The organism is Tatumella sp. JGM91, assembly GCF_018257575.1.
GTDB classification, from domain to species: domain Bacteria; phylum Pseudomonadota; class Gammaproteobacteria; order Enterobacterales; family Enterobacteriaceae; genus Tatumella; species Tatumella punctata.
Genome location: NZ_JAERJP010000015.1, coordinates 69,100 through 86,338, shown reverse-complemented (window position 1 = coordinate 86,338; position 17,239 = coordinate 69,100). Strand labels below are relative to the sequence as shown.

The following is a 17,239-nucleotide window of genomic DNA, read 5'->3' as shown; positions in this document are numbered from 1 at the left end:
ATGATTTTATTTAAAAAGAATAAGCAATTCAGTGAAAACATTACCGGCGATAACGTGATTGCCGGCCGCAGCCTGTGGCAGGATGCGGGGCGACGCTTTCTCCATAACCGTGCAGCATTAATCAGTCTGTTACTGTTATCAGTGATCATTCTGTTTGTGATCTTCGCCCCGATGCTGTCTCCGTTTGCCTATGATGATACGGACTGGAATATGATGTCTGCGGCACCGGATCTGGCATCGGGCCACTGGTTCGGCACCGACTCCTCAGGACGTGACCTGCTGGTACGTGTCGCCATCGGCGGACGTATCTCTCTGATGGTCGGGATAGCATCAGCAGCGATTGCCGTCGTCGTCGGTACCCTCTACGGTTCAGTTGCCGGGTATGTCGGCGGTAAAACCGATACTTTTATGATGCGTCTGCTGGAAATCCTGAACTCTTTTCCGTTTATGTTCTTCGTGATCCTGCTGGTCACTTTCTTCGGCCGCAATATTTTGCTGATCTTCGTCGCTATCGGCATGGTGTCCTGGCTGGATATGGCGCGTATTGTTCGTGGTCAGACCCTGGCCCTGAAAGGCAAAGAGTTTATCGAAGCCGCGCGGGTCGCAGGGGTATCCACCGGCGGTATAGTCACCCGCCATATCATCCCCAATGTGCTGGGTGTGGTGGTGGTCTATGCCTCACTGCTGGTCCCGGGGATGATCCTGTTTGAATCGTTTCTCAGCTTCCTCGGGCTGGGTACCCAGGAGCCGTTAAGCAGCTGGGGAGCGCTGTTAAGTGACGGTGCAAACTCGATGGAAGTCTCTCCGTGGTTACTGATGTTTCCTGCCAGTTTTCTGGTTATCACACTGTTTTGTTTTAACTTTATCGGCGATGGCTTACGGGATGCCCTCGACCCGAAAGATCGCTAAGGAGCCAGGGAATGACAATTGAACACCTAAGCACTGCCGGTAATGCCACCCCCGCCTTGCTAACCGTTAATGATCTGCGGGTCACTTTTACCACCCATGACGGTGAGGTGACGGCAGTGAACAACCTTAACTTTGCGCTGAATGAGGGCGAAACCTTAGGCATTGTCGGAGAGTCTGGTTCAGGAAAATCCCAGACCGCATTCGCTTTAATGGGATTGCTGGCACGTAATGGTAAAGTCAGCGGATCCGCCTTGTTTAACGGTCAGCAGTTAGTGAATATGCCGGAAAAACAGCTGAATAAACTGCGAGCCGGACAGATTGGGATGATATTCCAGGACCCGATGACCTCACTGAACCCTTATATGAAAGCCGGTGACCAGCTGACTGAGGTGCTGCGGCTGCATAAAGGTATGAGCCGTCATGATGCCTTTGAGGCCTGTGTCAGAATGCTGGATGCCGTAAAAATTCCGGCGGCCCGTCAGCGGATGAAAATGTACCCTCACGAATTTTCCGGGGGCATGCGTCAGCGGGTGATGATTGCGATGGCACTGTTATGTCAGCCACGTTTACTGATTGCTGATGAGCCGACCACCGCGCTTGATGTTACGGTTCAGGCACAGATCATGACTCTGCTCAACGAGCTGAAACGCGAATTTTCTGCCTCTATTATCCTGATTACCCACGACCTCGGAGTCGTGGCCGGCGGCTGCGATAAAGTACTGGTTATGTACGGCGGGCGGACGATGGAATATGCCAGCACCGATGCCCTGTTTGCCGAACCACAACACCCTTATACCCGCGGTCTGTTACAGGCCGTTCCGCGTCTTGACCGGGATGACGGAGAGCTGCGTACCATTCCCGGTAACCCGCCGAATCTGCTTAATTTACCTGGCGGATGCCCCTTCCGGCCACGCTGCCAGTATGCGATTGCTCAGTGTGACACCTCACCTCAGCCCCTGTCCGGTGCCGGGGGAAGGATCCGCGCCTGCCACAGAACGCCGGAGGAATTACAATGATCACAGAACATCAGCCACAGAGACCGGTGTTGCTTGAAGTTAACCATCTGAAAGTCTGGTTTGATATTAAACAGCAAAAACAGTGGTTCTGGCAGCCACCTCAGCACCTGAAAGCCGTCGACGGGGTCAGTTTCCGTCTGCATCAGGGGGAAACCCTCGGAGTCGTCGGAGAGTCCGGTTGCGGTAAGTCTACCCTGGCGCGGGCCATTATCGGGCTGGTTAAAGCCACCGAAGGCAGTATCTGCTGGATGGGTAAAGAGCTTGCCGGAAAAGGGGCTGCTGACTGGCAGGCTGCCCGTAATGATATTCAGATGATCTTTCAGGATCCCCTCGCCTCCCTTGATCCGCGGATGACCGTTGGCGATATTATTGCTGAGCCCCTGCGCAGTCAGCGACCGCGTCCCTCCCGTGCCGAAATCAGACAGCGTGTTCAGGCCATGATGGAAAAAGTCGGTCTGCTGCCGAATATGATCAACCGTTATCCCCACGAATTTTCCGGCGGACAGTGCCAGAGGATCGGCATCGCCAGGGCACTGATCCTGGAACCGAAACTGGTGATTTGTGATGAACCGGTGTCGGCGCTGGATGTTTCTGTCCAGGCGCAGGTGGTGAACCTGTTACGTAAGTTACAGCGTGAAATGGGTCTGGCTCTGATCTTTATTGCCCATGACCTGGCGGTGGTAAAACATATTTCCGATAAGGTGATGGTAATGTATCTGGGCCATGCGGTAGAAACCGGCGAATATCAGCAGCTGTACCGCGTCCCGGCGCACCCTTATACCCGCGCACTGATGACCGCAGTCCCGTTGCCGGACCCGGCACTGGAGCGTAATAAAACCATTCAGTTACTGGAGGGTGAACTGCCCTCGCCGATTCATCCGCCCGCCGGCTGTGTCTTCTCGACCCGCTGCCCGCTGGCTGATGATCATTGCCGGGCAAACCGTCCGGATATCCGCGGACCAGAAACACATACGGTAGCCTGCCTGAAGGCCGAAATTCTCTGATATCAGGCCAGCCAAACGCCGGGGTTCCCCGGCGTTTGCTTACCATCCCTCCACCCTCAGCAAACGGTTATCCGGCCGGCCCGCCCTGTTCCGGCGACGACTGCGCCGTGAAGGCAATCCATTCTTCACGGGTAATTTCCCACAGTTCAGACGCCAGTTCTCCGGCCAGATAATGTTCCGTGCCGGTAGCGATCAGCCGCATACCGCTGTTCAGGGAGAGCTGCCTTGATGCCCTGTTCAGACTGGCTTTCGGGGCCCTGAGCACCTCCTGTCCAAGGGTAAAGAACCAGAAATCCGTCACTGCCTGACAAGCCTCTGTCATATATCCCTGCCGTTGCCAGCCGGGATCCAGCCAGAAGCCACGGTTATTATCCGGGGTCAGCGAAAGGCTGATCACCCCAATCAGCACCTGCGGATCCTCTTTGCGCCGGATCGACCAGAACCAGCCATGGCCACGTGCCATTTCAGGCAACGCGACAGTATTCACAAAATCTGCCGCCCCGTTCTGCGGGTATGGCCAGGGAAACCGTGCCGCCAGATAGCGGACAATCTCCCATTGGGGGAAAACCGACTGGATCTGTACGGCATCAGCGGCCTGCAGCGGACGCAGATACAGACGCGATGTTTCTAACGCCGGCGTTGTCATTCGAAGTCCTTCTGAGGAAAAATCATGTCACAACATACGGATATACTGAAACATCCGCGTCTCCGTATAACCGGCACCAGGTCTGCCCTCTGAGCGCAAGGACCGGCACCGGTCAGCACACTTACTGCTTAAGATATAAATCTTTGGTGTAATAAAAACCGAGTAATGAAGGCGCAAATCCCCCGACCCGGCGGTTAACCATATAATCCTGAGCACCATAAAAAACGGGGATCGCCGGCGCGTCATTGGCGGCAATCTCCATCGCTTTCTGGTAATCGGTGGCGGTCTCTGCCGGGGTCTGCGCCAGCTGTGCGGCAGCAATTTCATGATCAAAAGCTTTGTTACTGTAATTACCGGTGTTATTGCTGTCACCGCTACGGAAGGTATTCAGAAACGTGGAGTACTCATTGTAATCCGCCCCCCAGGTATAGCGTACCAGCTGGAACTGCCCCTGATGCATGGTATCCAGCATCGATTTCCATTCCTGGTTTTGTAGCGTCACACTGACCCCGAGGGCGCTTTTCCACATAGAGGCAGCGGCAATGGCAATACGCTGATTATCTGCATTGTTATTATACAGCACAGAGAAACGGAGCGGACGGGAGGCACTATATCCGGCTTCTTTCAGTAACTCACGGGCTTTGGCAATTCTCTGGCCCGGGGTCCAGCCTGCCCATGCCGGGGGGGTGATACTGACCCCGCCCATAGACAACGGTGCCACCGTCCAGGCCGCTTTCTGCCCCATTCCCAGCACTTTTTCACTGATAATATCTTTATTCAGGGCCAGGTTAAGGGCCTGTCTGACCCTGGCATCATTAAACGGTGCCCGGCCACTGTTAATATCAAAATAGAACACGCTCAGTTCCGGTGCAGCAAACACCTCTTGCGGTTTTTCTTTTTTCATCCGGCTGAAATCAATCGCCGGGATTGTCGAGGTAATATTGATCTCACCGGCCAGATAACGGTTCAGTTCTGCGCTGCTGTCACTGACCGGCAAAAACGTCACCTGATTAATGACAGTATGTGCATTATCCCAGTAACGCGGGTTACGCTTCAGGGTCACCTTTTCATTAACCACCCAGTCCGTGAGCTGATAGGCACTGCTGCTGACCATATGGCCGGGCTGCGTCCAGGTATCACCGTATTTTTCCACGTCTTTTTCACTGACAGGGAAGAGTGACGGATGAGCAACAAATTGCAGGAAATAAGATACCGGCTGATCGAGGACCACTTTCAGGGTTGAACTGTCGGGGGCAGACACTCCCAGTTGGTCAGGCGGCATTTTTCCGTCAATGACGGCCTGCGCATTAAGGATATGGGCATTCGCAGTGAACGAGGCATAGGGAGATGCGGTCTGAGGTGCCGACAACCGGCGCCAGCTGTAGACAAAATCCTGTGCACTAATCGGCGAACCATCAGACCAGCGGACCCCGGGCCGGATATGAAAAATCCAGGTTTTATGATCACTGGTATGCCATGAGTCGGCCAGTGCCGGAGTGACGATCCCCTTATCATCCACTCTGACCAGCCCTTCAAACAAGTCATTGATGATAGCCATCGAACTGTTATCTTCCACTTTGTCCGGGTCGAGGGTTGCAGGCTCGGCACCATTACCGCGCACCAGGTTCTGGGTGGTCGCCAGCGATGTCCCGGCGGGCACAGTCGCCGCCATCACCAATGGTGAAACGCAGAGTCCGGCAAGTACCATCGACAGCCGGATTTTATTAAGATATGAATATTGTCCTTGCATAAATATACCCTTACTTATTTATTAATAATTATGAGGTTATGAATATCACACTGCCCCGGATTATTAAAATATAAGAGTATTTACAGATAATTCGTCAGAGGAAAATCCTCTGACTGCAGATTTACCGGCGACATGCGAAGCACAGTCGCGGTGAAATGACGGGTGTATCGCAGGCAGATCCCGGCCTTTAACCCGACTGCCGGTGACCCGGCAGACAGACCAGAGACAGACTAGCCGGGTTTACGCCAGTAACCGTGCAGCAGGACATCCTGCAATAGCTCATTAACCACCACACTGACATGTTCATTTTGATGAAAACCATCAGCGATACACCGGGTTTCATCACCCTCTCTGAGGATCAGTAACTGACTCTGGGGATAAACTTCATGTACCCGGACACGCAGTTCTGAAGTAAAGGCTTCATATTGTTGTCCGGACAGCGTTGCAATATCCGTCCCGGCAATACTGATTTTAATCTCCATACACACTTCCTCCGCTCTGAGGCCGTTAACCTGAGGGCACTTATCAGCTATTCAGACAATATAACGGCCAGGACATAAACTGGTCAGTACGGCCCGGCACCCTGTATACAGACAGGCCGACGTTACTGAGTATAGGTGTATATCTGGCTGATTTGAAAGGTGACTGGCGACAGATAATGTTATTGATTATGACGCAGCCCGCCGCGGGCGTAAAAAAATCACTCAGACCATCGTCTCTGGCTGATTAGTCTATAGTTAAGCGTAAACCGGAGAAGTCTGATTATGTCTGAAAGGAGTGATGCATGTTAAATATCGACCGTAAACAGTTGCTGAGTCTGAATGAGGATGTTGTTAAAAAACAGCGGGTATTATTGCTGATCACCGGCTGCCTGTTACTGGCCGGGGGGATTTTCTGTCTGGTCAATCCTTTTGCTTCCGGGGTCGCCTTAAGCACCCTTGCCGGCGTGATGTTTCTGCTCAGTGGCGTCGGCCTGATTATCGGGATGATCGCCAACCGCAGCCATAATTTCGGGCCAATGCTCGGCGGGATCCTGCTGGGGATTGCCTATCTGATTATGGGATATGTTTTTATCCGCAGTCCGGTGGCAGGCATTATGGCCATGTCTGTTATCCTGGCAGTACTGTTCGCGGTTGGCGGGATTATTCGTCTGTCTGCCGGGTTCCGTCTGCGGGGTCATAACGCTGGCTGGCTGCAAATTATTGTCGGTATTCTCGATATTATTATTGCCGTGATCCTGCTGACCGCCGGCCCGCAAATGTCCTTTATGCTGGTCACCGTCGTTGTCGGCCTGGAAATGCTGTTCAGCTCTTTTGCCCTGTTTCAGATTGCGGCACTATTCCGCACAGAAAAATAACGCGTGTCGTCAGCAGCGCGCTGACAGGGAAGTATTAAACGCAGGGTATAACAATCAATTCGGGGTCCGGGATGTGGGATTTAACTTACTGGCGTGAAGGACTGGTCAGTTGTGTGCATTTTTTCCAGTTAGCACTGGAAACGATTTCGGTCATTTGTGTGGTTATCGGATTACTGCGCACACTGCGGGTACTGTGCCGCGGCAGAGGGGGGGCTGCTGCCCGTTACTGCTTTGGTAACTGGCTGGCGATGGCGCTGGAGTTTCAGTTAGCTGCAGATATCCTCGCCACAACGGTCGACCCTGATCTGGACAGTCTGATTAAACTGGGGATCATTGCCGTCATACGTACCTTCCTGAACTTTTTCCTGGCAAAGGAACTGGAACATGCGCCGCAGGAAAAATAATCCCGGCGGTAACGCACTGTGATTTACAGACCTGTGCTGCTGCAGAAGACCACTGGAGCAGCATCATTTACGGAAATTTCCGTCCACAATACGAGTAACAGAGACGCAGACTGATGACCAAACTGACTTCGGAGCAAAAACGCTATGTCGATGAACTGGCGATGATGCAGATTGAAAATATGAACAGTGATGAATTTCTTCTGAATCAGCTGAAGAAAAAAATACACGGGCTGGAAGGTGAGCTGAAAGAGTTCTTTGAAGAACGTCTGGCTTTTCATAGAAAAAACCATAATAAGTAACACAGACCGCTGTTATATCAGCCGTATTTGCGGGGCTCCGTATCAGCAGAGCCCCGCATATATTTCCCCTGCCTGCTTAATAAGTGATGCCCGGCGGGTTCACCTGCGAATGAGTAATCTCTTCATCCTGTAACCCCCAGCGGTTCATTACCTGCTGATAGGTGCCGTTACGCAGAGCACCATTCAGGGCTTCCTGCACCGCAAATACCAGTTTATTCCCTTTTTGGGTGGTGGCTGCCACCACGGCCTGTACCGGCCCCGTGCCTGCAACCCGCGTCTGACCGGTCAGCGCGGCTTTATAGGTTGCGGCTGCCTGTGGCCCGAAAATAACATCCACCCGCCCGGAAAGTAATGCCAGATTATCCGCCGCATCATCTGTCAGATAGACAGGGGTTGCCGGAGGTAAGTGCCGGTTAATATTCTGCTGATTCCAGCCCAGTAAAATCCGTTCCTGGTTAGTGCCTGAACCGACAACTACCTTTAATCCGGCAATATCTTTTGCCTTACTGATACGGGTGATCGGGCTGTTTTTCCGGACACTGAACGCCAGAGAATCAGTCCGGTAACTGGCAAAATCATATTTTTGTTTACGCTGTTCAGTGACCGCAATATTGACCAGCGCCACATCATAGCGGCCACTGCTGATACCCAGCGGCCAGTTTTCCCAGCTGACGGGGACCAGATTCAGTTTCAGCCCCAGACTATCAGCCAGCAGCCTGGCGATATCAGGATCACTGCCGATCCGTGTCTGATTATCATCCGCCAGCAGGGCCAGTGGCGGGGAATTCTGTGCAGAAATCGCCACCGTCAGTTCCCCCGGTCTGGCAAAATGATAGCCGGGCGGTATCAGTGCGACCGCCGCCCGGTTAAGCGGGGTGTGTATCGGGGTCTGATTCTGTTGCAGATCGGGTAATGCTGCCCCGCGGGCCCCGCAGCTGACAGCCATCCCGATGATCAGTGAGCAAATAACCGGCTGATACCCCATGGATTTCTCCTTACAGAACACTGGCTAAAAAATTACGCGTCCGCGTATGACGGGGATTGTTCAGCACCTGTTCACTGCTGCCCTGCTCGACGATTTTTCCATCAACCATAAACACCACCTGGTCAGCTATCTGGCGGGCAAAACCGATCTCATGGGTGACAATCACCAGCGTCGTCCCGGAGTTTGCCAGCCTGGCAATAACGTCCAGCACTTCCCCCACCAGCTCGGGGTCGAGGGCTGAGGTCGGTTCATCAAATAATAATACCCTTGGCTGCAGTGCCAGTGCCCTGGCTATCGCCACCCGCTGCTGCTGTCCCCCGGACAGATGACGTGACCAGGCATCCGCTTTCTGTTGCAGGCCGACCATCGTCAGCAACGCTTCCGCCCTTTGTCTGGCCTGACTGCGTGACAGCTTTTTATGTACTACCGGCGCTTCAATAATATTGTCCAGCACGGTCATATGGGGGAACAGATTAAAATTCTGAAACACATAGCCGACATTAAGACGCTGTTTAAGCAATGCTTTTTCCGGTAATTCATACAATTTACCGTTTTTCTCACGATAGCCAATATAGTCATCATCCAGCCGGACAAAGCCCTCGTCCGGTTTTTCCAGCCGATTGAGGGTACGCAGCAAGGTTGACTTACCTGAACCGGAAGGTCCGATGATCACCGTGACGGATCCCGGCGGAATTTCCAGATCAATGTGATCCAGCGCCCGGAACTGACCATACGATTTACTGACGCCGCTGACAGAAATCTTTCCTTTTTTATCGGTATTCACTGACATCAGGAGACCTCCTCTGACAGACCACGGCGCTGGGTAGCGACCCGCGACCAGATACGCGAACGACGGGGGACGGCAGCAGAGACAGCTTTACGCTCACTGCGGGCCAGCATTTTCTCTGCCAGCAACTGGAGCACGGCCAGTACACTGGTGATCACCAGATACCAGCTGGCTCCGACCATCAGTAACGGAATCACTTCCTGGTTACGGTTATAAATCATCTGAATCGTGTAAAAAAGTTCCGGCATTGCCAGTACATAAACCACTGAGGTGCCTTTCACCAGACCAATAATCTCGTTAAAGCCTGTCGGTAAGATGGCCCGCAATGCCTGTGGCAGAATAATCCGCCAGGTTCTGCGCCATGCAGGTAACCCGAGAGCTGCCGACGCCTCATACTGACCAAAGTCAACCGACTGGAACCCGCCGCGGATAATCTCAGCCGTATACGCACTCTGTACCAGTGTCAGCCCGATCACTGCCGTCTGAAACTGCCCGAGCACATTCACCGTCTGAAAATGTCCCCAGTTAAAGGGAGTGAAGGGAATACCCAGCGACAGGGTGTCGTACAGATAAGAAAAGTTATACAAAATAATCAGCACCACAATCAGCGGCAGAGAACGAAACAGCCAGATATAGCCCCAGGCCAGCGCTTTCAGTAACGGGGATGAAGACAGCCGGGCCAGTGCCAGAGCACCGCCGATCACCACACTCAGTAATGCACTCACCAGGGTCATCAGTAAGGTACGTCCCAGGCCTTGCAGGATCACCGGATTAAAAAACCATTTCGCAAATACCCCCCATTCCCAGCGGGGATTAAACGCGACCGACTGAATAATTCCGGCAAAAATCAGTACCGACACTAAAGTGCCGGCAATGCGCCATGGATAACGGACCGGTACGACTTTCTTCGACACAGGTGACTCAGACATGGCTGTTAGCTCCGTAATGGGGTTCCGCCGCAGCCAGCGGGGTAACCAGCGATTTTGTAAACCTCAGCCGTCCGTCATACGGCGGCCGGCTGTATTCTTCAAAATCCCGCCGGACATCAAAGCCCGGCTGGTAATTCAGCGACAGATAAAGCGCGACCGCTTCCGGCTGACGAAACCCGGTGGTCAGATACAAAGCACGGTAACCGGCCTGTCTCGCATGCTGTTCCAGTCGGGTGACCATACGCTGTGCAATCCCCTGTCCGCGTAATGATGCCCGCGTCCAGATACGTTTTATTTCGGCCGTATGATCGTCGAAATATTTATATGCCCCGGTCCCGATAATTTCACCGTCCTGCTCCAGTACCAGAAACAGTCCGCGCGGGGCCAGATAATAATCCGTCGGTTCTTCTTGATGATGCCCGCGGAAATAGTCACCATAACGCTGTCCGTATTCAGCAAATAACCCTTTAAGAATCGGCTGTAACTCTTGTGCATCAGGAGAAACAATCCGAAAGCCGGTCGCTGTCATCATTGCCTCCTAGTCACCCAGCCCGGGGGGATTAATTTCAGACGATGGCAAAGCCTCCAGCCCTTCTCCCCAGCGATTTAATACTTTCTGATAATCGCCATTGTTAATCACGCCATTCAGGGCAGTCTGTACCGCCCGGTCCAGTCCGTTACCTTTTTTCATGGTGACCGCGATATGCGCCGCTTTAGGCCAGCCGCCATCAACGGCACCGGCAAACCGTGTCTGCCCGGTAACCTGCGATTTCCATGCACCCAGTACATGGGGCCCGAAATAGGCATCAGCCCGTCCGGAGAGTAACGCCAGGCTCTCTGCAGAACCGGAAGGCATATATACCGGAGTAAAAGGGGCCAGCCCGTGGCTGCGGTTTTCTTTATCCCACGCCAGTAAAATAGCTTCCTGGTTAGTGCCTGAGCCGACAATAATTTTCAGCCCGGCAATATCCGCAGCTTTGGTGATTGATTTCAGCGGAGAGTTATCTTTGACATAAAAGGCCAGCAGATCCTTACGGTAAGTGGCAAAGTCGAATTTTTGTTTACGATCTCTGGTCACCGTGATATTGGAAATTGCTGCATCATACCGGCCACTGCTGACACCGAGAGGCCAGTCATCCCAGGACGTCTGGACAATATTCAGTTTCAGCCCCAGGCTGTCGGCAATCAGCCTGGCAATGTCCGGTTCGCTGCCAATCAGGGTTTTATTGTCATCAGCCATCACGGCTAACGGCGGTTCGGTCATCCCGCTGACGGCGACGGTAAATTCCCCGGGGTGAACAAAGTGAAAGTTTTTCGGTATCTGGCTGATAGCTGTCGGATTTTTCACCGTATCCACCGGGCGGGCATTGGCTGCCAGGCTGACATTGGTATTGTTGATCCTGACATCGGCGGCACTGCTGTAAGCAGCTGCCAGTCCGGCCAGCACGATAAACCGGCGTAATCTGTTATTGAACATTGTCATAGGGCTTCCTGTACCTGCGGGGCTGACTGAAACTGGTTTACCGGCGGGTGAAGCGCGAATGAATCACGCAGGGTGGATCCCGGATAATCCCTGCGGAACAGGCCGCGCTGCTGTAATAGCGGGATGACTTCATCCACAAACCGCGCGAACACTTCCGGGGTTCCGCCATTAATAATAAAGCCGTCAGCCGCACCACTTTCGAACCAGAACTGCAGTCCGTCGGCCACCTGCTCTGCCGTCCCGGAGAATACTGGCCGGGGTGTTGCTGCTTCCAGCGCCGCCTGGCGTAAGGTTAAACCCCGTTCACGGGCATTCTGTTTAATTTCGTCGGTGGTACTGCGGAAACTGTTACCGCCCAGTTCGCCGAGTTCAGGGAAAGGAGCATCCAGCGGATACTGACTAAAATCATGATGTTCGAAATAACGGCCCAGATAATTCAGCGCGTCCTCAATGGAAACCAGTGCCGCCGTTTGCTGGTACTGACGTTCAGCATCGTCAGCATCATCACCGATAATGACAGAGACTCCCTGGAAAATATGCAGCTGGTCAGGGCTGCGCTGATATTCCGCCAGCTGTGATTTGACATCACGATAAAATGCTCTGGCTTCATCGGGGGTTTTCTGATGGGTAAAAATAGCATCCGCGTGTCTGGCCGCCAGCGCTTTACCGTCACGGGAGGCACCGGCCTGGAAGACCACCGGCCTGCCCTGCGGGGTACGGCCAATATTGAGCGGCCCGGCAACGTCAAAAAACTCGCCGTGGTGGTTTAAGGTATGCAGTTTTTCTTTATCGAAGAACACTCCGCTCTGTTTATCACGAATAAACGCCCCTTCTTCCCATGAGTCCCACAGCCCTTTCACCACGTCCAGATATTCACTGGCAATCCGGTAACGTAAACCATGCTCAGGGTGCTGCTGACGGGAGAAATTTTTTGCCGACCCCTCCAGCGGAGAAGTCACCACATTCCAGCCGGCTCTGCCACCGCTCAGATGATCCAGACTGGCGAACTGTCTGGCGACGGTGAAAGGGTCGCTGTAGGAGGTCGATACCGTCCCGACCAGCCCCAGATGACGGGTTGCCCCGGCCAGTGCGGATAATAATGTCAGGGGTTCAAAACGATTAAGAAAATGCGGAATTGATTTTTCGTTGATATATAAGCCGTCAGCCACAAACAGAAAATCCAGTTTCCCTTGCTCTGCTTTTCTGGCAGTTTCTGTGGCGAAATCAATATTAATGCTGGCATCAGCGGTGGCCGACGGATGCCGCCACGCCGACATATTACCTGATGCTCCGTGCAGAATAGTTCCCAGTCTTAACTGACGTTTTACAGACATAGCGATCCCTTATAAAAGTAATATTTTATTTTCTGAGTGATACTGCTATTTAAATACCGGACAGATGAATTCCCCCCTGTATACCCGGCGGATAATTATATAATCTGACCGTTATCAGGCCGTCCGGATGATATTTTCTGCCGGCACTTTCTGAGGCTGAATATTGCCTTTTGCCTGCGCCAGTAAATATAAGGTCTCTCTGCGCACCGCCGGGTCACTGACCGGAATATCAATAATAAACTCACTGATCCCGGTGTCACGGTGTAGCGCGTCAAGCTGCCCAATCACCGACTGTGCTGAACCGGCAAAAATTGCCGCCTGCCGGCGGGTAACCGACTTAGCTTCACTCCCGCTCTGGCGAATAAACCGCTCGGCCTGTGCCTGGCTGGCCAGCGTGACACGCTGGCCATTGACCAGTTCAGCCTGCCATAACTGCTGCTCTGCCGCCTGACGCATGGCGACGTCAGGATCTTCACTGACAATCGCCTGAATGGCGACCCTCACCGGGCGCTGACTGTGCTTCTGCCAGTAGCGGGTAAAGGTATTTAACAGTTGCCGGTCACCGTTAAGATGGGCGGCAAAGACGAAATCCCAGCCCAGCTCTGCTGCCAGGCTGGCGCTGGCGGTACTGGCACCCAGTAAAAATCGCCGGGCACTGACCGCAGGGATTGGGGTGGCCAGTAAGGCATTCTCCGGGTCTGCCGCCTCGCGGGTCTGTAAATAGTCGTCCAGTTGTTTCAGGCGGGTACTGAAGTCCGCGGCGTTTGCACTGTCACGGCCTTCCTGCAACGCACCGGTGGCAAGGGGAAGCCCGCCGGGCGCTTTACCCACCCCCAGGTCAACCCGTCCGGGGGCCAGCGCCGACAACAGATTAAAATTTTCTGCCACTTTATAAGGACTGTAATGCTGCAGCATCACCCCGCCGGAGCCGACCCTTATTTTCCGGGTACGGGACAGTATCCAGGCAATCACGATCTCCGGCGAAGGGCTGGCCAGTGACGATGTATTATGGTGTTCCGCCAGCCAGAAACGATGGTAGCCCCAGTTTTCGGCTAAGCGGGCAAGTTCCGCCACATTATTCAGTGCGCCGGTAGCGGTTTCATTATCCGGCACCAGGCATTTATCCAGTACACTCAATTGATAAGGCATTTATTATTCCGTTTACTGATAATGACACTATGGAATAATTATTAGCGCCTGAAGGTGAATAATGGAAACATCAAAAAATCCCTTAGTTATATTAAATTTAAATATAACTTTTCAGCGGATAACAATATTTTCGGGTCACGTTGAAAACAACCGTCCTGACCGATGCCGGGTTAAAAAGCCGGGCACGGTAATATCCGGCGACAAGCCGCAGGGTGGTGCTCACTTTACAGGAGCGTTGTCTGTGGTGCCGGCAGACTATACAGCACACCGATTATGTATTAGTTTTACTGGACCACCAGCCAACAGTCACGCCTGTCTGCTGGCGGTTCTCACTCCATTAATACAGGATAAAAACGATGTCTTCATCCCTGGTATTAGCCGACAAAGTGCCACAGACCCTGAAAGAAAAACTGAAATCTGATTATCAGTTATATGAATATTCCCGTTTATCCGCTGACGAGATCCGCAGGCTCGCTGCAGAAGTCCGGGTAATTGTTGCCAGCGGGGAATCAGTGGTAAATGCTGAGTTTATCAGCCAGTTCCCGCAGGCAAAGCTGATTGCCGTTTTCGGGGTCGGCTACGATGGTATTGATATCCATACGGCAACGGAGAAAGGTATCACTGTCACGAATACGCCGGATATTTTAACCGATGATGTGGCTGATCTGGGTATGGCTTTAATACTCAGTGTATCGCGACAGATCACCGCCGCGGAAAAATTTGTCGAACAGGGACGCTGGGCCTCAGGCTCTTTTCCGCTGGCCAGTAAGGTGACCGGTAAACGGCTGGGTATTGTCGGCTACGGGCGGATCGGTAAAGCCGTTGCCCGGCGTGCTAAAGGGTTTGCGATGCCGATTGCCTGTTTCAATAACAGTCCGGTCACCGATCCGGAGGTGACCCGCTACGACAGTCTGATCACTCTGGCTGAGAACAGCGATATTCTGGTGGTCTGTGTCAGTGCGAATCCAGAGACCCGTGGCCTGATTAACCGGCAGGTGCTGACAGCGCTTGGCCCGACAGGGATTCTGATCAATATCTCCCGTGGCAGTGTGACAGATGAAGATGCGGTGGTGGAAGCCATTACCCGCGGGGAGATCGGCGGTGCGGGGCTGGATGTGTTTGCCCATGAACCTCAGGTTCCTGCGGCACTGCTTAACCGGCCTGATGTGGTGGTCACACCCCATATTGCCAGCGGGACCCATGAAACCAGGGCAGCGATGGCAACACTGGTCGCCGATAATATCAGCGCATATTTTAGCGGACAGCCGTTACTGACACCGGTGATCAGCCGCTGATCAACCCGGGGTAACCCCCCGCTCTTTGCGGCCGGGTTGCCGCTGTATTTATACGATATTGCTTATCAGGCCGGGTACTGCTGTGACCTGGCCACTGCCTCAGACAATCATCTTCCCTTCCATGTTCCGCCTGCCGGTTAACGCCTCTTTATCTGTCCCTTTGCCCGGAGTGTCTGGTCTTTTTTGCCGGATAAATCGCCGATGAACGCCGCATTCACCAGGGTCATAAGAAAGAGGTATGTATGATTTATCAATAAAAATCAATAGATTAAAATAATAAGCCTCCCGGTTATATATACATAAAAAATATTATGTTTTATAAATTTAAAATTCTTAATCAAGAGCCAGATACCGGAGGCGTAAATGCGCAATTCCCCCACTGAAGACCTCAGCCTGTCATCTCCACCGGACGAACAAAGGTTTACCAGGTCAATCGGCCTGATGTCTAACTTCTCTTTAGGATTTACCTATTTATCGCCACTCACCGCCGTTTATTCATTATTTGCTCTGGCCATGACCCTTGCCGGACCACCGGCAATCTGGTGGATACTGATCGCCGCCGCAGGGCAAATGCTGGTTGCTATGGTCTTCGGCGAAGTTGCTTCACAGTACCCGATTACCGGCGGGCTGTATCCCTGGTCACGTATCCTGTGGGGGAAAAAGTATGCGTGGATCGCTGCGTGGATCTATCTGTGGGCTCTGGTGGTGACTATCACCTCGATTGCCGAATACAGTGCAACCTTTGTTGCAACGTTGTTCAGTTATACTCCGTCAGCATTTCACCTGTTATTAACCTCGGTAGTGCTGCTATTAATGATGATGGCAGTGAACCTTTCCGGTACCAGAAATCTGGCCCGGGTGGCACGTATCGGCTTCTGGTGCGAAATTGTCAGCGTGATTGCACTCGGCATCTACCTGTTAATTTTCCACAGAACCCAGCCTTTGTCGGTGATTTTCGATGCTATGGGCGTTGTTACCGGGCCTGCCGGTTACAGCCATGCATTTATGTCAGCATCACTGCTGGGGCTATTTATGTTTTTTGGTTTTGAAGCCTGCGGTAATGTCGCTGAAGAAGTGCAGAATCCCGGCAGGAAAATTCCGGTTGCGATGATGCTCAGTATTTTGTTTGGTGCTATTTCAGCGATTATTTCCGTGGCCGGGTATCTGCTCTCTTATCCGGACCTGCAAGGGATTGTGTCGGGAAAAATTGCCAACCCGATCGCTGAAATACTGAATAATGCCCTCGGTCCGCAGGGAGAGAAGATTTTTGTCGGGGTCGCCGTTATTGCTATGTTGTCATGCATTCTGTCACTGCAGGCAGCTCTGAGCAGACTGTTGTTCTCCTTTTCACGCGACAATATGCTACCCGCCAGCCGCTGGATGGCGAAAATCTCAGCAAATAATGTTCCTGACAACGCTATGATCGTCAGCTGCGTGTTACCCCTGCTGATGTGTGTCTGGGTATATTACCAGCCCGATAATCTTGCCAGGATCACCGCGTTTGCCGTGGCAGGGATTTATATCTCTTTCCAGATGGTGGTGCTTGCAGCCCTGCGCAAACGGCTGCAGGGCCGGAAACCGGCCGGCAGCTGGACTTTAGGCCGTTACGGGTTGCCGGTGAATATTCTGGCCCTTGCCTATGGCCTGGCCGGTATTTACCTGCTCTGTCAGCCCGGTCCCGGCAGCAATCTTGCTGATCAGTGGATTGTGGTCACCGGACTGGCGGTGGTCTTTCTGTCCGGTGCTTTATATTTGTTGCTCGCACGACCAGACCACAACACAGAACAAGGTACCCATTATCAGCCGGATATTACCACTGACTGATTAACCTGCTGCGGGCGAAAAATTGGCCCGCTGCAGATTGTCGTTATTTTATTTTTTATCGCTGTCCG

Annotated in this window: 19 protein-coding genes; 9 read left to right on the top strand and 10 right to left on the bottom strand. The window is 52.8% G+C overall.

Annotation, left to right across the window (positions count from 1 at the left end; all coding sequences use genetic code 11):
* From oppC to oppF, 3 genes are read left to right on the top strand one after another with little or no spacing between them, the layout of a single operon-like run.
* Positions 1-909: an oligopeptide ABC transporter permease OppC gene (oppC, locus tag JK198_RS11630; RefSeq protein WP_212709588.1), complete on the top strand. Its 909-nt coding sequence runs from the start codon at positions 1-3 to the stop codon at positions 907-909.
* A gap of 11 nt (positions 910-920) precedes the next feature.
* On the top strand, positions 921-1,925 hold the full coding sequence (oppD, locus tag JK198_RS11625; RefSeq protein WP_212710533.1) for an oligopeptide ABC transporter ATP-binding protein OppD: 1,005 nt from the start codon (positions 921-923) through the stop codon (positions 1,923-1,925).
* Positions 1,922-2,929, top strand: a complete 1,008-nt coding sequence (gene oppF / locus JK198_RS11620) for a murein tripeptide/oligopeptide ABC transporter ATP binding protein OppF (RefSeq protein WP_212709590.1) — start codon at positions 1,922-1,924, stop codon at positions 2,927-2,929. The genes oppD and oppF overlap by 4 nt, the downstream gene beginning before the upstream one ends.
* 67 nt (positions 2,930-2,996) lie before the next feature.
* On the opposite strand, the gene JK198_RS11615 is transcribed toward oppF, so the two are convergent.
* From JK198_RS11615 to JK198_RS11605, 3 genes are all read right to left on the bottom strand, one after another.
* The gene (locus JK198_RS11615; protein ID WP_212709591.1) at positions 2,997-3,575 is read right to left on the bottom strand and encodes a GNAT family N-acetyltransferase; all 579 of its coding nucleotides are present in this window, start codon (positions 3,573-3,575) and stop codon (positions 2,997-2,999) included.
* A gap of 121 nt (positions 3,576-3,696) precedes the next feature.
* Positions 3,697-5,325, bottom strand: a complete 1,629-nt coding sequence (locus tag JK198_RS11610) for an ABC transporter substrate-binding protein (RefSeq protein ID WP_212710534.1) — start codon at positions 5,323-5,325, stop codon at positions 3,697-3,699.
* Positions 5,326-5,555: 230 nt separating this feature from the next.
* Complete coding sequence (locus JK198_RS11605; protein ID WP_212710535.1) at positions 5,556-5,807, bottom strand: DinI-like family protein; 252 nt, start codon at positions 5,805-5,807, stop codon at positions 5,556-5,558.
* A gap of 302 nt (positions 5,808-6,109) precedes the next feature.
* On the opposite strand from JK198_RS11605, the gene JK198_RS11600 reads away from it, so the two are divergent.
* The 3 genes from JK198_RS11600 (at position 6,110) to JK198_RS11590 (ending at position 7,385) form a co-directional block, all read left to right on the top strand.
* Complete coding sequence (locus tag JK198_RS11600; RefSeq protein WP_212710536.1) at positions 6,110-6,682, top strand: HdeD family acid-resistance protein; 573 nt, start codon at positions 6,110-6,112, stop codon at positions 6,680-6,682.
* 71 nt (positions 6,683-6,753) lie between these two features.
* Positions 6,754-7,086: a DUF1622 domain-containing protein gene (locus JK198_RS11595; protein ID WP_212708511.1), complete on the top strand. Its 333-nt coding sequence runs from the start codon at positions 6,754-6,756 to the stop codon at positions 7,084-7,086.
* A gap of 113 nt (positions 7,087-7,199) precedes the next feature.
* Positions 7,200-7,385, top strand: a complete 186-nt coding sequence (locus JK198_RS11590) for a hypothetical protein (RefSeq protein ID WP_212708510.1) — start codon at positions 7,200-7,202, stop codon at positions 7,383-7,385.
* Between the two features lie 76 nt (positions 7,386-7,461).
* Here the strand turns inward: JK198_RS11590 and JK198_RS11585 are convergent, their stop codons facing one another.
* The 7 genes from JK198_RS11585 to JK198_RS11555 all read right to left on the bottom strand — a co-directional run bounded on the left by JK198_RS11585 (position 7,462) and on the right by JK198_RS11555 (position 14,052).
* A complete protein-coding gene (locus tag JK198_RS11585) occupies positions 7,462-8,370 on the bottom strand; it encodes an ABC transporter substrate-binding protein (RefSeq protein WP_212710537.1) in 909 nt (302 codons plus the stop codon).
* A 10-nt stretch (positions 8,371-8,380) separates the two neighbouring features.
* Positions 8,381-9,160, bottom strand: a complete 780-nt coding sequence (locus JK198_RS11580; RefSeq protein ID WP_212708508.1) for an amino acid ABC transporter ATP-binding protein — start codon at positions 9,158-9,160, stop codon at positions 8,381-8,383.
* Positions 9,160-10,086 (bottom strand): amino acid ABC transporter permease, encoded by a 927-nt coding sequence (locus JK198_RS11575; RefSeq protein ID WP_212708507.1) that lies wholly within the window; start codon positions 10,084-10,086, stop codon positions 9,160-9,162. Before JK198_RS11575 ends, JK198_RS11580 begins: the two co-directional genes overlap by 1 nt.
* Positions 10,079-10,615: a GNAT family N-acetyltransferase gene (locus JK198_RS11570; RefSeq protein WP_212710549.1), complete on the bottom strand. Its 537-nt coding sequence runs from the start codon at positions 10,613-10,615 to the stop codon at positions 10,079-10,081. The genes JK198_RS11575 and JK198_RS11570 overlap by 8 nt, the downstream gene beginning before the upstream one ends.
* A 9-nt stretch (positions 10,616-10,624) precedes the next feature.
* The gene (locus JK198_RS16995; RefSeq protein WP_212708517.1) at positions 10,625-11,563 is read right to left on the bottom strand and encodes an ABC transporter substrate-binding protein; all 939 of its coding nucleotides are present in this window, start codon (positions 11,561-11,563) and stop codon (positions 10,625-10,627) included.
* A gap of 2 nt (positions 11,564-11,565) precedes the next feature.
* Positions 11,566-12,903 (bottom strand): LLM class flavin-dependent oxidoreductase, encoded by a 1,338-nt coding sequence (locus tag JK198_RS16990; RefSeq protein WP_212708506.1) that lies wholly within the window; start codon positions 12,901-12,903, stop codon positions 11,566-11,568.
* A gap of 114 nt (positions 12,904-13,017) precedes the next feature.
* Positions 13,018-14,052, bottom strand: a complete 1,035-nt coding sequence (locus tag JK198_RS11555; RefSeq protein ID WP_212710538.1) for an MsnO8 family LLM class oxidoreductase — start codon at positions 14,050-14,052, stop codon at positions 13,018-13,020.
* Between the two features lie 61 nt (positions 14,053-14,113).
* Here JK198_RS11555 and JK198_RS11550 point away from each other — a divergent pair, with 61 nt between their 5' ends.
* From JK198_RS11550 to JK198_RS11540, 3 genes are all read left to right on the top strand, one after another.
* Positions 14,114-14,473 carry a hypothetical protein gene (locus tag JK198_RS11550; RefSeq protein WP_212710539.1) on the top strand — a complete coding sequence of 120 codons (360 nt, stop codon included), beginning with the start codon at positions 14,114-14,116 and terminating at the stop codon, positions 14,471-14,473.
* The gene (locus tag JK198_RS11545; RefSeq protein ID WP_212708503.1) at positions 14,409-15,347 is read left to right on the top strand and encodes a 2-hydroxyacid dehydrogenase; all 939 of its coding nucleotides are present in this window, start codon (positions 14,409-14,411) and stop codon (positions 15,345-15,347) included. The genes JK198_RS11550 and JK198_RS11545 overlap by 65 nt, the downstream gene beginning before the upstream one ends.
* Before the next feature lie 363 nt (positions 15,348-15,710).
* On the top strand, positions 15,711-17,171 hold the full coding sequence (locus tag JK198_RS11540; protein ID WP_212708502.1) for an APC family permease: 1,461 nt from the start codon (positions 15,711-15,713) through the stop codon (positions 17,169-17,171).
* Positions 17,172-17,239: the final 68 nt, after the last annotated feature.

Coding starts and splice junctions, on each gene's coding strand:
- JK198_RS11575 (WP_212708507.1), bottom strand. CDS start 10,086: ATGTCTGAGTCACCTGTGTCGAAGAAAGTCGTACCGGTCCGTTATCCA.
- oppD (WP_212710533.1), top strand. CDS start 921: ATGACAATTGAACACCTAAGCACTGCCGGTAATGCCACCCCCGCCTTG.
- JK198_RS11580 (WP_212708508.1), bottom strand. CDS start 9,160: ATGTCAGTGAATACCGATAAAAAAGGAAAGATTTCTGTCAGCGGCGTC.
- oppF (WP_212709590.1), top strand. CDS start 1,922: ATGATCACAGAACATCAGCCACAGAGACCGGTGTTGCTTGAAGTTAAC.
- JK198_RS11550 (WP_212710539.1), top strand. CDS start 14,114: ATGGAAACATCAAAAAATCCCTTAGTTATATTAAATTTAAATATAACT.
- JK198_RS16990 (WP_212708506.1), bottom strand. CDS start 12,903: ATGTCTGTAAAACGTCAGTTAAGACTGGGAACTATTCTGCACGGAGCA.
- JK198_RS11590 (WP_212708510.1), top strand. CDS start 7,200: ATGACCAAACTGACTTCGGAGCAAAAACGCTATGTCGATGAACTGGCG.
- JK198_RS11600 (WP_212710536.1), top strand. CDS start 6,110: ATGTTAAATATCGACCGTAAACAGTTGCTGAGTCTGAATGAGGATGTT.
- JK198_RS11540 (WP_212708502.1), top strand. CDS start 15,711: ATGCGCAATTCCCCCACTGAAGACCTCAGCCTGTCATCTCCACCGGAC.
- oppC (WP_212709588.1), top strand. CDS start 1: ATGATTTTATTTAAAAAGAATAAGCAATTCAGTGAAAACATTACCGGC.
- JK198_RS11555 (WP_212710538.1), bottom strand. CDS start 14,052: ATGCCTTATCAATTGAGTGTACTGGATAAATGCCTGGTGCCGGATAAT.
- JK198_RS11545 (WP_212708503.1), top strand. CDS start 14,409: ATGTCTTCATCCCTGGTATTAGCCGACAAAGTGCCACAGACCCTGAAA.
- JK198_RS11570 (WP_212710549.1), bottom strand. CDS start 10,615: ATGACAGCGACCGGCTTTCGGATTGTTTCTCCTGATGCACAAGAGTTA.
- JK198_RS11615 (WP_212709591.1), bottom strand. CDS start 3,575: ATGACAACGCCGGCGTTAGAAACATCGCGTCTGTATCTGCGTCCGCTG.
- JK198_RS16995 (WP_212708517.1), bottom strand. CDS start 11,563: ATGTTCAATAACAGATTACGCCGGTTTATCGTGCTGGCCGGACTGGCA.
- JK198_RS11595 (WP_212708511.1), top strand. CDS start 6,754: ATGTGGGATTTAACTTACTGGCGTGAAGGACTGGTCAGTTGTGTGCAT.
- JK198_RS11585 (WP_212710537.1), bottom strand. CDS start 8,370: ATGGGGTATCAGCCGGTTATTTGCTCACTGATCATCGGGATGGCTGTC.
- JK198_RS11610 (WP_212710534.1), bottom strand. CDS start 5,325: ATGCAAGGACAATATTCATATCTTAATAAAATCCGGCTGTCGATGGTA.
- JK198_RS11605 (WP_212710535.1), bottom strand. CDS start 5,807: ATGGAGATTAAAATCAGTATTGCCGGGACGGATATTGCAACGCTGTCC.